The organism is Haemophilus haemolyticus, from assembly GCF_001008205.1.
Lineage (GTDB): Bacteria > Pseudomonadota > Gammaproteobacteria > Enterobacterales > Pasteurellaceae > Haemophilus > Haemophilus haemolyticus_Q.
Window position 1 is genome coordinate 1 of record NZ_LCTK01000018.1, and the last position, 14,912, is coordinate 14,912.

Consider the following 14,912-nt stretch of genomic DNA (forward strand, 5'->3'; position numbering starts at 1 on the left):
TTTTTTATATTCTTAGATACTTTAGAATAGGTGTATCTCTAACACCAAGAGCGGTTCATTTCTATGAAATTTAATATTCCTATTTTCCTAACGATGTTTCGTGTAATCCTGATTCCGTTTTTCGTGATTGCATTTTATTTACCTATCGAATCCTCCCCTTTTATTACTACATTCATATTCTTTATTGCTGGTGTTACTGATTGGCTTGATGGTTATTTGGCTCGTAAATGGAAACAAACTACAAGATTTGGCGCTTTTTTGGATCCTGTTGCGGATAAAGTAATGGTTGTCGCAGCCTTGGTTCTCATCGTTGAATATCAACACTCTCTTTGGATTACGATTCCTGCCATTATTATGATTTCTCGCGAAATTATAATTTCTGCATTACGTGAATGGATGGCAGAACTCGGAGAGCGTAGTAAAGTCGCTGTCTCTTGGTGGGGAAAATGGAAAACAACAGCCCAAATGTTAGCCCTAGGCGGATTATTATGGCGTTACAATAACTATATGGAAATTGCCGCTATAATCTTGCTTTACATCGCAGCCATTTTAACAGTATGGTCAATGATCCAATATTTACAAGCAGCAAAAGGTAGCCTACTAGATGACCTAAAACTCTAATTCTGGATAAAGTGCGGTATTTTCTACCGTACTTTTATTATTTTGTCTTATTTTTAATCAAATAAAGTTTTTTTTTATTTTTTCATTTGACACAAGACTATAAAACCGTAAAATACGCCCCGTTGTCACGCAGCAATGCTGATTGGTGATAAATGCGGGAATAGCTCAGTTGGTAGAGCACGACCTTGCCAAGGTCGGGGTCGCGAGTTCGAGCCTCGTTTCCCGCTCCAATTTGCCCGAGTGGTGGAATCGGTAGACACAAGGGATTTAAAATCCCTCGCCTTTCGAGGCGTGCCAGTTCAAGTCTGGCTTCGGGCACCATTTCAAAAATGATATTAGTGGGTCGTTAGCTCAGTCGGTAGAGCAGCGGACTTTTAATCCGTTGGTCGAAGGTTCGAATCCTTCACGACCCACCACTTAAAAATAAAGTAAGCACCGCAAGGTGTTTTTTTTATTGCCTAATATCTTGTAAAACTCTTTCAAATCACTTGATTATTAAAAAATAGTTATTCTTTCTACCCAATCTAAAATAATTAATATATTTTATCGCTACGTTATATTTTCTAAAATAAAATAGCGCCTGAAAATCAAGCGCTATCCAAAATACAATAAAAATTTACCGCACTTTATTATTTCAATAAGTAAGCCCGTAGTTGTGCAAAATCATTATCCATTTCATCAGAAAGCAATGGTAGCTGATTATGTTTATCCAGGGCTTCAGGTAATGAAAGCTGAATACCAAGAATACGTTCTACGGATTCTTTAAATTTTGCTGGATGAGCTGTACACAGGAAGATTCCTGTTTCACTAGCTTTAAGTTGATCTTTCAACACCTGATAAGCAATCGCTCCGTGCGGTTCACAAACATAACCTTCAGCATTCATTGCTTTTAAGGTTTCTTCAGTTTGTGCATCAGTCAGCATCCCCGAACCTAAATCAGTTAAATTCCAACCATTTCGTTTAAACAGTTCTTCCACTCTTGGCCAGTTATTTGGACGGCTTACATCCATTGCGTTAGAAAGAGTTGCAACTGTCGTTTTAGGATCCCAATTGCCCGATTTCAAATAACGTGGCACAGTATTATTTGCGTTTGTTGAGGCGACAAAGCGTTTTATCGGCAAACCTAAGGTTTTTGCAATTAACCCTGCAGTTAAGTTACCAAAATTACCACTTGGCACAGAAACCACAACATTATCACGTTTTTCTTTTGGCAATTGTGCGACAGCCTCAAAGTAATAACAAACTTGAGCTAATAAGCGGCTAATATTAATAGAATTTGCAGAGTTAAGTCCGATAGTTTGGCGCAATTCAGCGTCATCAAAGGCTTGCTTAACTAAAGCCTGACATGCATCAAAATCAGCGTTAATCGCAACAGTACGAATATTCCCACCTAAAGTACAGAATAGCTTTTCTTGTAATGGGCTGATTTTGCCTTTTGGATAAAGGATAACTACATTAATATTTTCTAATCCATAAAACGCATGTGCTACAGCTGCCCCAGTATCGCCAGACGTTGCCGTTAAAATAGTGATTTTTCCATCACCACGAACTGCTGCAAGCGCCTGAGCCATAAAACGGCCCCCAAAGTCTTTAAATGCCAATGTGGGACCATGAAATAATTCAAGTGCATAAATATTATCTTCAACTTTTTCTAACGGTGCTGTGAAAGTAAACGCATTTTTCACCATCTCGTCTAACGTTGCTTTCGGTAATTCTTCACCAATTAATGTACCTAGAATTTTTTGGCTACGTTCAATAAGAGGTAATTCAAGTAATTCATCAATGTTATTAAGTTGAGGAATAACTTCAGGAAAGAATAAACCTTGATCCCGTCCAAGACCTTGACGAACAGCCTGAGAAAAAGTGACTTGTTCTTCGGGATGTTTGATATTGTATAAATTCATATTTAATCCGTTTTTAATCTGACTTTATCTATTTAAATTATGCTTATTTAATTTCTCTTGCGCCTTCGTTATCAACCTTACATACATGTACAAAACCTTCATTATTTTGTAAATAATGATTCTCTAAATAAGTTGAAAGTTTAATTGCAGTTTGTAAATCAGGGGCAATAGAAAAAATTGTTGGCCCTGAGCCTGAAATACCAGTGGCAAGTGCACCTAAATCTCGCGTAGCTTGTTTTACTTCAGCAAAATTAGGTAGCAGAGATTCACGATAAGGCTCGGCAATGACATCTTTCATCATAATCGCCGCAAGGTTTTCCTGATGGGTATGACAAGCATGTACAAAGCCACCTAAATGACGACCATGGGCAATCACATCTTGTCGAGTATAGCTTTTTGGTAAAATTGCACGAGCTTCAGCAGTGGAAACCTCAATTCCTGGATACGCCAACACCCAATACCAATTATCAAAAAATGGAAGCTTTTGACAAATATTGCCGAGCGATTGCACCATAAATTGCACACCGCCAAGATAGCAAGGTGCAACATTATCATAATGGATTGAACCAGAAATACGACCTTCCAATTCGCCCATCATTTCAAGCAATTCCATTTTCGAAAAAGGGCCATCATGAAACTGATTTAATGCTACTAATGCAGCAACAATAGAACAAGCACTGGAGCCTAAACCAGAGCCAATAGGCATATTTTTTTCAAGCGTTAAACGCAAAGGCTTCACATTTCCTCCGCGTAATTTTAATTGCTCGCGAAATAGCACATAAGCTTGGTAAACAATATTTTTTTGTGGTTCTTTTGGTAATTTACGAACAAAATAGCCCGCACTTTCTAACTCAAAACCACTTGAAATAGATTCTATTTGAACCACATCACCTAACAATGAACCATCAATAGGAGAAATCGCAGCACCTAAAGTATCGAAACCTACGCTAATATTCGCGCTAGATGCAGGGGCGTAAATTCTTAACATTGGGAATCCTTATTAATGTTGTAATGTTCTTAAAATATCGGCAAAGATACCTGCCGCAGTAACCGCATTGCCTGCGCCATAACCACGTAATAAAAGTGGGATAGGTTGGTAATAACGAGTATAAAATGCCAGAGCATTTTCACCGTCTTTCACTTTATAAAGTGGGTTATTCTGATCGACTGCAACAATGGATACTTTACATTTACCTTCGCAAATTTTTCCAACATAACGCAATACTTTGTCTTCAGCTTTAGCGGTGGAAACTCGAGTTTTAAACTCTTCATCAAGCTGTGGCAACATTGCCATAAATTCATCTGCAGATTTTCCTTCAGAGAAACCTTTCGGCAATACACCTTCAACTTCAACATCAGACAATTCAAGCTCAATTCCAGCTTCACGAGCAAGAATTAATAATTTGCGCGCTACATCTTGTCCAGAGAGGTCATCTCGGGGATCTGGCTCAGTAAAGCCTTTTTCTCGGGCAAGTGCGGTGACTTCTGAAAGAGAAAGTCCTTCCTCCAATTTACCAAAAATAAAGGAAAGGGAGCCAGATAAAATGCCTTCAAAATATTCAAGTTCATCACCCGCAGCAAGTAAGTTTTGAAGATTTTCAATTACTGGCAAACCAGCGCCTACATTCGTTTCATACAAAAATTTATGTTGGCTTGCTTGAGCGTTTTGGCGTAACTCATTGTAATAAGCTAATTCTCGTGTATTCGCTTTTTTATTTGGTGTGACCACATGGAAACCTTCTTTTAACGCACGAGCATAAAGCCCCGCTACAGATTCGGCTGAGGTACAATCTACAAATACAGGATTCACCACATGATGTAATTTAATGAAAGAAAGCAATACATCAAAATCTGATGGCTGAGTCGCATTTTCTAAATCGGTTTTCCAATCGTCTAAACATAATCCATTTTCATCGAGCAACATGCGGTTGGAATTCGCAATAGCACACACTCGAATTTCAACATTCTTCTTTGCTAGATACTCCTTTTGACGCTTTACCTGCTCAATTAATTCTCCACCTACTCCACCAACGCCGACTAAAAACATATCCACTACTTTTTTATTATTGAAAAGAGCCTGATGGGTAGCTTTCACCGCTTCAATCGCTTTATTTTGTGGCACAACTGCAGAAATTGAACGTTCACTAGAACCTTGTGCAATCGCCACAATGCTAATATTTGCTTGTGCTAACGCCGAGAAGAAACGAGCAGCAATGCCTTTCGCTTGCTTCATTCCATCGCCCACAACAGAAATAATGGATAAATCTTTAATCACTTCTATTGGTTCTAATTGATGTTCATTTAATTCATTAGCAAACTCAGTTTCTAGTACGGTTTTCGCTACTTCTGCAGATTTCACAGGCACACAGAAACTAATACTATATTCAGACGAAGACTGAGTAATTAAAATGACTGAAATTCCTGCGCCTGACATGGCTGAAAATACGCGAGATGCCATGCCTACCATGCCTTGCATACCAGGGCCTGATACATTAAACATCGCCAAGTTATCTAAGTTAGTGATACCTTTGACTTGTAAACCTTCTGATTTCACATTGCCATCAATAATCGAACCCGGCGCAGACGGATTTCCTGTATTTTTAATGACACAAGGAATATTTTGTGGCAACAATGGACCAATCGTACGAGGATGAATCACTTTCGCACCGAAATAAGAAAGTTCCATCGCTTCACGATAAGAAAGAGTTGGCAATAAACGTGCATCAGGCACTAAACGCGGATCGCAAGTATAAACGCCATCCACATCAGTCCAAATTTCGCATACGCCTGCGCCTAAACAAGCTGCTAAACAGGCTGCAGAATAATCTGAGCCATTACGACCGAGCAGCACCAACTCACCTTTTTCATTACCCGCAGTAAAGCCTGCCATAAGCACCACTTTATCTTTTGCAATACTTGCTGCATCAACACGTTTTGTTGATTCTTCAATTTCAACAGACGATTCAAGATAACCGCCTTTTGCTAATAATTGTTTGACCGGATCCACAATATGTACGCTATAGTCACGCGCTTCAAACCAAGCCTTCATCATTGCGATAGAAAGTTTTTCACCACGGCAATCAATCGTCGCTTTAACTGCATCTTCTACTTTTCCTGCCTGACGAATTTCTTCTAATAATCCTTTGATTTGAGCAAATTCAGCATCAATAAGCGCCTTTGTGCCATTTAAGTCGAATTGATTATTTTCGGCATGTAAGCCATTGATGATGTTATAGAAAATTTCGATTGCTTCGTTGAAATGCGTATCGGTTGGTTGATTTAATGCAGCTTTTTCAGAAAGGGCGACGAGATGATTAGTTATTTTTGCTGGTGCTGATAAAACACCTGCAGCCTGCTCTTCTAAATGAGCTTGCTCGATCAATTTCGCTGCTTGGGAAAAACGTTCCGAATTTGCAAGCGAAGTGCCGCCAAATTTAAGTACGCGCATGATTGGTTCTCCTAGAGATATTGTGTTTTTAAATTTATAAAAAAACCCGCTATTCGGTTGAATCGCGGGTTTTCTGTATCCTGTTTTTTGGTGCACTAACCCGCGCCATTAATCATAGTAATGGTCATCATAATAGTGGTAATCGTACTAATGATTACGGATAAAGTGCGGTTATTTTTCATTGTGTTTTATCTTGAAAAATGAATGCGTAAAGAAATACCGAAATTTTCCGAGCTTGTCAAACAGAAAGTAACAAATTTTTCAGAAATTTTCTCAGTAAATAAATTTCGTGTAAACTAACCGCACTTTTATAAAGGAGAACCTATGGATATCCAGCATAATCTCAACCTAATTCATCAAAAAATTGAAACGGCTTGCGAAGAAGCAACAAGCAATCAAAATATCGTAAAATTACTTGCCGTATCTAAGACCAAACCTATCTCCGCTATACTTTCGGCTTATCAAGCTGGACAAATAGCCTTTGGGGAAAATTATGTGCAAGAAGGTGTAGAAAAGATCCAATATTTTGAGTCTCAAGGTATTAACCTTGAATGGCATTTTATCGGCCCATTACAATCGAATAAAACCCGTCTCGTGGCAGAACATTTTGATTGGATGCAAACGCTTGATCGAGCAAAAATTGCAGATCGTTTAAATGAACAACGACCGACTAATAAGACACCGTTGAATGTCTTGATTCAGATTAATATCAGCGATGAAGAAAGTAAATCAGGCATTCAATCTGAGGAAATGTTAACACTGGCAAAACACATCGAAAATTTACCGCACTTATGCCTACGTGGCTTAATGGCAATACCCGCGCCGACTGATAACATCGCAGAACAAGAAAATGCATTTAAAAAGATGTTATCTCTATTTGAACAACTTAAACAAGCCTTACCTAATCAACAAATTGATACTCTTTCTATGGGAATGACGGATGATATGCCGAGCGCAATAAAATGCGGTTCTACTATGGTACGTATTGGTACTGCAATTTTCGGTGCAAGGGATTATTCAAAATAAATCTAAAAAAACTATTGAAAAAATTATCGTAAGAAAAAGCAAACCGCACATAAAAGTGCGGTTCATTTTTTTATGTTATTTTTGGCTGCATACAGCAATAAAATGTAATTTATGTTCAGGATCATTAAAGGTTTTAAACATTCTTTTAAATTGCTCACGATTTTCCGCTTTCATAGCATTACGGATGATTTTTAACGTCCCAAGAATGCCCTCATCATAAATCATTCCTTTTGGTGAAAGTAAGGTCATCTCGCCAGAGAAAGTATCAACATTTCTAAAGCCACTTTCTTGGAATATACCTTTCCATCCATCTTTCGTTAATGGCGTTACCGTCACGTTAATCGCTTTGCGCATATTTTCTAGAATAGTTTGATGATCATTCCCCACCAGCATAACATCGTGAGTAAGCAATAAACCATTGGGTTTTAACACTCGAAAATATTCTGCAATGGCTTTTTTCTTCGCTTCCACGGGTAACATCGTCAGCATCGCTTCATTGATGACAATATCAAAACTTTCATCCTCGAAAGGCAACTTCATCGCATTCGCACGCTGTACATGAATTTTTTCTTGCAAGCCATTTGCTTCGATATTTACTTGTGCTTTTTCTAACGCATGTTCGTCTAAATCCACACCTTCAATATGGCAACCAAATTGTTTCGCCAATCCAATTGCTGTCGTTCCCATATTACAGGCAACCTCTAATACTTTTTTATCTTGGCTAAAATCGCCATTAGCAATTAACCAATCTGTTGCTTTTTTACCGCCTGGACGCAAACGAGTTTTACCTAAACGTGCAAGAAAATTATGCCCTACTTCATCTTTTGCCATATCTATCTCCTAGTAATTAACTTGGTTTTCATATTATAGATGAAAATTATTCTTATTAAAGTAGTAAAGCAAAAAATAACCCAACCGATTGGTTGGGCTATAAAAGATCAGAAAAATTTACCGCACTTTAAATCAATTAGGTTTCCATTCACCATTGAGCACGGTTGCCGTCACTTTATAATCTGACGTAAACACAGCTAAATTCGCGATTTTTCCTTTTTCTACCGAACCTAAACGATCATCTACACCAATTGCTCGCGCAGGATAAAGGTTACTCATTCTAATTGCTTCAGCAAGTGGAATTTCAACAAACTCCACTGCATTCTTAATAGATTCGATCATGGTAATTGATGCGCCAGCAATCGTACCGTTTGCATCAAAACAACGGCCATCTCGGATATAAATGGTTTTACCTACAAAGGTGAATGTTTCCAATTCAGGTGGAGCTCCTGCTGCTGCGAGAGAGTCAGTCACAATACAAAGTTTGTCACCTTTAATTTTTTTATCAATGCGAACATTGCCGTAATTGATATGCACACCATCCACGATAATACCAGTGTAAACATCAGAATCTAGTACCGCACCTACTACGCCCATAGCACGTCCAGAACTAATTGGCGACATTGCATTATGCAAGTGAGTCGCAAAAGTTGCGCCTTTGTGGAATGCGGCTTTAGCGACTTCATAAGTCGCATTAGAATGGCCTACAGATACAATGATACCCGCTTTCACAAAATCAGGCGTATAGTTAATGGTCGGGTTTTCTGCGGCAATGGTAATTTTTGTAATGACATCACCATTTTCACAGAGGAAATCCTTCATTTCAGGCGTAATTTCACGAATATATTCGGGACGGTGTACCCCTTTTTTCTCAACGCTGATAAACGGTCCTTCAATATGTAAACCAAGTGCTTGGTTTTTATGCTTATTTAAATATTCACGCATAATTTTCACCGCACTTTTTATGTTTTCATCTGGTGCCGTGATAAAAGTTGGAAGGAAACTTGTACAACCTGATTTCAAGTTAGTTTCCTGCATAATTTCCAAGGTTTCAACGCTAGTTTGATCGTTAAACATCACGCCACCACAGCCATTTAATTGCAGATCAATAAAACCAGCGGTTAAATTATTACCTTGCAAATCAATGATTTTGATGCCTGTTTCTAATTCAGCTTGTGGAACTACCGCTTCAATAATTTCACCGTTAATAATTACAGCAAAATCACGTAAAACATCATATTTTGTGTAAATCACACAATTCGTTAATGCATATCTCATTTTTTGTCCTTAAATAAAATAATCAGAAAAATTACCGCTCTTTTGAGCGGTAGGATCTTATAACACGCTATGAATCGCGCGTTGTTCTAATTCAGTAAAATATTTAACAGTTTTTACTTTTAATTCCTGTTGTGCAGGCTCATCACAAACTAACACAAAATGGCGATGTAGTTGAAGTGCACTCACTGTCCACATATGGTTCACACCACCTTCTACGGCTGCTTGAACTGCAAGCGCCTTATGATGGCCAGTCGCAAGGATCATCACTTCTTCTGCATCTAATAATGTGCCTACGCCAATAGTTAAAGCATATTTAGGCACTTTATTCACATCATTATCAAAGAAGCGTGAATTTGCGATCAGCGTGTCTTGAGTTAACGTTTTAATACGAGTACGGGAACTTAATGATGACGCCGGTTCATTAAAGGCAATATGGCCATCATTGCCTACTCCGCCCATAAATAAATTAATTTTTCCGTAAGATTTAATTTTTTCTTCATAACGGCGACATTCCGCATCATGATCATCCGTGTTGCCGTTAAGAATATTGATATTTTCTGGCTGAATATCGATATGATTGAAGAAATTGTTATACATAAAACTATGATAACTTTCAGGATGTTCCTCTGGTAAACCCACATATTCGTCCATATTGAATGTTACCACATGCTTAAAACTCACCTCTCCCGCTTTACAAAGTGCGATTAATTCTTGGTAAGTTTTTAATGGCGTGCCACCAGTTGGTAAACCAAGAACAAAAGGGCGTTCAGCCGTAGGATTAAAATGATTGATACGATCAACAATATGGCGTGCAGCCCAACGACTCACCTGTTGTTCGTTGTGTAGAGGGATAAGACGCATACTATACTTCCTTTATTTTCGATACCGTGGATAAACAAACCAACGGTTAAACATAATGGTTCCCCACTACGAAATAGAAAAACTGAGAAGCAGGAAACGAGAATTGCACCCAAAGAGGGATAAATTATGAGTAACCTAGGAAAGTCACTCCCCTAGGTTCTCACGATATTCCATTAATTATAAAAATTTCGCTTTCAACTCTTTTGCTTTAGCAAGCTGAGCATCTGTTGCTTTTGCTGTCATTGGCTCACGGCAATAACCCGCATCCACACCTTCTAATTTAAGCAATTCTTTGATGGTTAAATATAAACCGTTCGCTAAAATGCCTTCGATTAAATCGTTGGTTACGTGTTGAATTTCTAACGCTTCGCCTAATTTACCCGCTTTGGTTAATTCAAAAATTTGACGAGCACGAACACCATTTACGTTGAAAGTTGAACCAATTGCACCATCCACACCAAGTGCGGCCGCAGGTAACATCATTTCATCGAAACCAGCCCAAATTAAGTGGTTTGGATAAGCTTTTTTCAAACGTTCTAATAAATAGAAGTCACCTGCTGTGAATTTTACCCCTAATACTTTCGGGTTTTTGTAAAGTTCACCAAATTGTTCAATTCCCATATTCACGCCAGTTAAGAACGGAATAGAATACACGATCATATTATTGCCTGTTTCTGCAATAATGGTGTCGTAATAATGTTTGATTTCAGGGAAACTAAATTTATAGTAGAACGGAGTAACTGCAGATAAGCTATCGTAGCCTAATTCTGTTGCATATTTACCTAATTCAACTGCTTCTTTTAAGTTTACGCTACCCACTTGAGCAATTAGCGCGATTTGATCTTTTGCTTCATCTTTTGCAATACGGAAGATTTCTTTTTTCTCTTCAGTTGAAAGCATAAAGTTTTCGCCTGTTGAACCACCCACATATAAACCATCAACTTTCATCTTGTCGATATTGTGGCGGATAATTTGACGTAAACCTTTTTCATTAATTGTGCCATCTTCATTAAATGACACTAATAATGCACTAAAAATACCTTTTAAATCACGCATAAGTTTTCTCCTATTTTATACGTTGTTCAAGAATCACATTGAGGGTTTTTTGCTTGGTTTGAGCTGCAAGTTCTTCTTCGCCCTGCACTAACAAAGCATAAATTAAATCTAATACAAAAAGCTGTGCAATTTTGGTACCAATGGAGTCACCTTGTAGCTTCCCTTGTTTATTACCATTTACCAAAACATAATCAGCATATTCTGTAACGGGTGAACGCAAACTGTGAGTTAATGCCACTGTCGTTGCGCCATTTTGTTTAGCAATTTTGAGTGTGTGCGCTGTTTCAGCGGAATAGCCGGAATGACTTAAACCAATTGCCACATCAGAAGACGTAAGTAATGCCGCCTGCATATACATAAAATGATTATTACCTGTTGCATCCACTTGGAAACCTATACGCATCAATTTATTTTTTGCATCTTCAGCTGTCACACCAGATGATCCCACGCCGAATAAAAAGATACGACGTGCTTTTTTAATGGCTTTAACGACTTGTTCAAGCTGTTTCAAATCTAATAAATTAACCGTTTCTTCCATTACATTAGAAACTGCCGCTTGCAACTTTTGCGCAATCGTTAAAGAATCATCGCTCGGCATAATTTCTGTTTCGAGCACAGTTTCATCATTGTTATCTTTCGTGGCAAGCTCAATGGAGAGTTCTAATTTAAAATCGCTGAAACCTTTAAAACCAATGGTTCGACAAAAACGGACAAGTGTGGCTTCTCCAACTTCCAAATGCTTAGCGATTTCTGAAAGGGGGCATTGAGACACCAAATCAGGGGAACGCAAGATCGTATCAGCAATTTTTTTCTCTGATTTGGTTAGGCTGTGGTAAAGCGAACTAATGGTGTTTAACACATTTCCAGATTTAGCCATAAATTGTTCCTTTTGGTTTATCAAGCAGAACATCTTTTACCCAATAAGCTGCGCCGACTAATCCTGCATCTTGACCAAATTTAGCAGATTCAATGTCACAGCTATATACAGCAGGCATAGCCTGTAAGAAACGTTTGACTAATGGTAAATAACCTTCAGCCAACCCGACACTACCGCCTATAACGACTTTTTGCACATCCAATCCAATCACTAAATCCGCCACTAAATTGGCAATGGCTTGGGCTGAACGTTCTATAAGTGCGGTAGCTTTTTCATCATTTTTTCTAAAGCGTTCAAAAACCTCTCTTGGTTCACAAGGATCGTCCCATTGAGAAGACACCGCTTCAATAGCACGACCAGCAGCAACGGCTTCTACACAACCTCGACGACCACAACCACACATTGGGCCATTTGGATCCGCTAATGTATGCCCGATATGTCCTGCGATTCCCTTTGGACCAGTTTGTAATTGTTGGTTTAATATGACACCGCCACCCACGCCAGTTGAAACAGTAATAAAAACAAAGTTTGATACTTTTTCTGAATCTTGGAGTTGGTATTCCGCATAAGTTGCAGCTTGTGCATCATTTAATAAGCCAATTAGTTTATCCGTGTGTTTAGCAATACTTTCTTTTAATGGAAATTGATTCAAACCACCCAGATTTTTAGGATTAAGTGCGGTTAAAACACCATCATTTATAATGCCTGTTGACGCCACCGCCACATAATCAAATTGCCCCGCATAATGAGTAAGAAGTTGTTCCAATGCTTGATGCATTCCTTCTACCACATTTTCACGCGGCGTATGAATTTGTTGGCGTTGTTCAACTTCGCCATTTTTTACGATAGCCGCTGCGATTTTTGTACCGCCAATGTCTAGAGCTAAACAACGCATAACTTATCCTTATAGTATGAAGTATTTTCTCACATGTCTTACGACTATCTTGCAGATTTCACAGAATGAGCGAACCAACTCACGATATGCTCAAGGCGAGTTAAGGCTGAACCAACGGTTACGCAATCTGCGCCAATTTCAATCGCAACTTTTGCTAATTCAGGCGTGTTATAGCGACCTTCTGCCATCACAAAACAACCCGCTGCTTTTAAATCTTTCACTAATTGATAATCAGGTTCTTCGGGAACTGGAGCACCTGTATAACCGGACATTGTGCTACCCACAATATCAAAACCGAGTTTTTGACAATACAAGCCTTCTTCTAAATTAGAGCAATCTGCCATAGCCAAGCAGCCCATTTCATGAATTTTTTTCACCGCACTTTCAATATCAACTGGGCGAGGACGGCTGGTGCCATCTACCGCAATAATATCTGCTCCTGCATTGGCAAGATCTTCAATATCTTGCAGAAATGGCGTAATACGAATCGGACTATCAGGTAAGTCGCGTTTTACAATACCGATAATTGGAATATTTACAAAAGGACGTGTCGCTTTAAGGTTATCTACACCTTCAATACGTAAACCTGATGCGCCACCAGCAACGGAAGCTTGGGCCATAGCAGAAACAATTTCTGGTTTATCCATTGGGCCATCATCAACAGGTTGGCAAGAAGCAATGAGACCATATTGAATTTGAGAAAGCACATCTTGATGAGATAATTTCGACATAATATCACTCCTAAATATATTGAGGCCGATAATGCTTAAATGCTTTATTACAAGCCATCTAGGCGTTAGCATTATTTAGACTCAATCATCCTCAAAAATATAACTGAGCCCGCATTTTCGTCAGTGCTCAGCATTATATAAAACATAACTCCATTTTAAAATATCTTTTGAAGTATTTTTTTGCAAATGTGATCTACCTCTCAATTTTGAAATAAAACTTCAAAGATCAGTTCAAAAAGTATTTTTTTACTTTAGAATAGCGCCCGAGTAGTTTTTTGATGTCTAAAACATCAAGCATTCACTTTCAATCCAAGCCAATTATGGCTTATATCAACATAGGTTCACACAGGAGCGAACATTATGAAATTTACTAAACTTTTCCTTGCAACTGCTATCACATTAGGCGTTTCTTCAGCCGTTTTTGCCGCAGATTATGACTTAAAATTTGGTATGAATGCGGGTACTTCATCTAATGAGTACAAAGCAGCTGAAATGTTTGCAAAAGAAGTAAAAGAAAAATCACATGGTAAAATTGAAGTTTCACTTTATCCAAGTTCACAACTTGGTGATGACCGTGCAATGTTAAAACAATTAAAAGACGGTTCTCTTGACTTCACTTTTGCTGAATCAGCTCGTTTCCAATTATTCTATCCTGAAGCAGCAGTGTTTGCGTTACCATATGTCATCACCGACTACAATGTTGCACAAAAAGCATTATTTGACACCGCATTTGGTAAAGATTTAGTTCAAAAAATGAATAAAGAATTAGGCTTAACCTTATTATCACAAGCTTACAACGGTACTCGCCAAACAACTTCAAATAGAGCGATCAATAGCATCGCAGATATGAAAGGTTTAAAACTTCGTGTACCAAATGCTGCAACTAACTTAGCGTACGCAAAATATGTAGGCGCATCTCCAACACCTATGGCGTTCTCCGAAGTGTATCTTGCACTTCAAACTAACTCTGTAGATGGTCAAGAAAACCCATTAGCAACAGTACAAGCACAAAAATTCTATGAAGTGCAAAAATTCTTAGCGATGACTAACCACATTTTGAATGACCAACTTTATTTAGTGAGTAACGAAACTTATAAAGAATTACCAGAAGATCTTCAAAAAGTAGTCAAAGACGCCGCTGAAAATGCAGCAAAATACCACACTAAATTATTCGTAGATGGCGAAAAAGATTTAGTGACATTCTTTGAAAAACAAGGTGTTAAAGTGACTCACCCAGATTTAACTCCATTCAAAGATGCGATGAAACCATTCTATGCTGAGTTTGTAAAACAAACTGGTGAGAAAGGTGAAAAAGCATTAAAAGAAATCCAAGCTATTAAATAATCTCTATCACGTGCTCCAGCAATTTGGTTGGCGCACTCAT

General features: G+C 38.4%; 13 protein-coding genes, 3 tRNA genes and 1 other annotated feature. Of the genes, 6 read left to right on the forward strand and 10 right to left on the reverse strand.

Annotated features, from left to right (window positions below; all coding sequences use genetic code 11):
• The first annotated feature begins 63 nt into the window (after positions 1-63).
• The 4 genes from pgsA to AAX18_RS04170 all read left to right on the forward strand — a co-directional run bounded on the left by pgsA (position 64) and on the right by AAX18_RS04170 (position 1,037).
• Positions 64-621, forward strand: a complete 558-nt coding sequence (pgsA, locus tag AAX18_RS04155) for a CDP-diacylglycerol--glycerol-3-phosphate 3-phosphatidyltransferase (RefSeq protein WP_005625600.1) — start codon at positions 64-66, stop codon at positions 619-621.
• A 154-nt stretch (positions 622-775) separates the two neighbouring features.
• Positions 776-851, forward strand: a tRNA-Gly gene (locus AAX18_RS04160).
• A gap of 4 nt (positions 852-855) precedes the next feature.
• Positions 856-942: transfer RNA gene (locus AAX18_RS04165), tRNA-Leu, on the forward strand.
• A 19-nt stretch (positions 943-961) separates the two neighbouring features.
• A tRNA-Lys gene (locus tag AAX18_RS04170) sits at positions 962-1,037 on the forward strand.
• 213 nt (positions 1,038-1,250) lie between these two features.
• Here AAX18_RS04170 and thrC read toward each other — a convergent pair.
• The 3 genes from thrC to thrA are packed head-to-tail and all read right to left on the reverse strand — an operon-like array spanning position 1,251 to position 5,973.
• Positions 1,251-2,525, reverse strand: coding sequence for a threonine synthase (gene thrC / locus AAX18_RS04175; protein ID WP_046953066.1), 1,275 nt, complete (start codon positions 2,523-2,525; stop codon positions 1,251-1,253).
• A 43-nt stretch (positions 2,526-2,568) separates the two neighbouring features.
• A complete protein-coding gene (thrB, locus tag AAX18_RS04180) occupies positions 2,569-3,513 on the reverse strand; it encodes a homoserine kinase (RefSeq protein ID WP_005625602.1) in 945 nt (314 codons plus the stop codon).
• 12 nt (positions 3,514-3,525) lie between these two features.
• Positions 3,526-5,973 (reverse strand): bifunctional aspartate kinase/homoserine dehydrogenase I, encoded by a 2,448-nt coding sequence (gene thrA, locus AAX18_RS04185; RefSeq protein WP_005625603.1) that lies wholly within the window; start codon positions 5,971-5,973, stop codon positions 3,526-3,528.
• Between the two features lie 35 nt (positions 5,974-6,008).
• Positions 6,009-6,127: a sequence feature (Thr leader region), on the reverse strand.
• 170 nt (positions 6,128-6,297) lie between these two features.
• Between thrA and AAX18_RS04190 the strand changes: the two genes are divergently transcribed.
• Positions 6,298-6,999: a YggS family pyridoxal phosphate-dependent enzyme gene (locus AAX18_RS04190; RefSeq protein ID WP_046953067.1), complete on the forward strand. Its 702-nt coding sequence runs from the start codon at positions 6,298-6,300 to the stop codon at positions 6,997-6,999.
• 75 nt (positions 7,000-7,074) lie between these two features.
• On the opposite strand, the gene AAX18_RS04195 is transcribed toward AAX18_RS04190, so the two are convergent.
• The 7 genes from AAX18_RS04195 to AAX18_RS04225 all read right to left on the reverse strand — a co-directional run bounded on the left by AAX18_RS04195 (position 7,075) and on the right by AAX18_RS04225 (position 13,528).
• Positions 7,075-7,830, reverse strand: a complete 756-nt coding sequence (locus AAX18_RS04195; RefSeq protein WP_046953068.1) for a class I SAM-dependent methyltransferase — start codon at positions 7,828-7,830, stop codon at positions 7,075-7,077.
• A 132-nt stretch (positions 7,831-7,962) separates the two neighbouring features.
• Positions 7,963-9,108 (reverse strand): N-acetylglucosamine-6-phosphate deacetylase, encoded by a 1,146-nt coding sequence (gene nagA, locus AAX18_RS04200; RefSeq protein ID WP_046953069.1) that lies wholly within the window; start codon positions 9,106-9,108, stop codon positions 7,963-7,965.
• A gap of 57 nt (positions 9,109-9,165) precedes the next feature.
• Positions 9,166-9,969, reverse strand: coding sequence for a glucosamine-6-phosphate deaminase (gene nagB, locus AAX18_RS04205; protein ID WP_009500377.1), 804 nt, complete (start codon positions 9,967-9,969; stop codon positions 9,166-9,168).
• Positions 9,970-10,146: 177 nt separating this feature from the next.
• The gene (gene nanA / locus AAX18_RS04210; RefSeq protein ID WP_046953070.1) at positions 10,147-11,025 is read right to left on the reverse strand and encodes an N-acetylneuraminate lyase; all 879 of its coding nucleotides are present in this window, start codon (positions 11,023-11,025) and stop codon (positions 10,147-10,149) included.
• A gap of 10 nt (positions 11,026-11,035) precedes the next feature.
• Complete coding sequence (locus AAX18_RS04215; RefSeq protein ID WP_005625613.1) at positions 11,036-11,902, reverse strand: MurR/RpiR family transcriptional regulator; 867 nt, start codon at positions 11,900-11,902, stop codon at positions 11,036-11,038.
• Positions 11,895-12,797 carry an N-acetylmannosamine kinase gene (locus AAX18_RS04220; protein ID WP_005625614.1) on the reverse strand — a complete coding sequence of 301 codons (903 nt, stop codon included), beginning with the start codon at positions 12,795-12,797 and terminating at the stop codon, positions 11,895-11,897. Before AAX18_RS04220 ends, AAX18_RS04215 begins: the two co-directional genes overlap by 8 nt.
• 44 nt (positions 12,798-12,841) lie before the next feature.
• The gene (locus AAX18_RS04225) at positions 12,842-13,528 is read right to left on the reverse strand and encodes a putative N-acetylmannosamine-6-phosphate 2-epimerase (protein WP_046953071.1); all 687 of its coding nucleotides are present in this window, start codon (positions 13,526-13,528) and stop codon (positions 12,842-12,844) included.
• Positions 13,529-13,885: 357 nt separating this feature from the next.
• Between AAX18_RS04225 and AAX18_RS04230 the strand changes: the two genes are divergently transcribed.
• Positions 13,886-14,872, forward strand: coding sequence for a sialic acid TRAP transporter substrate-binding protein SiaP (locus AAX18_RS04230; protein ID WP_080948107.1), 987 nt, complete (start codon positions 13,886-13,888; stop codon positions 14,870-14,872).
• Positions 14,873-14,912: the final 40 nt, after the last annotated feature.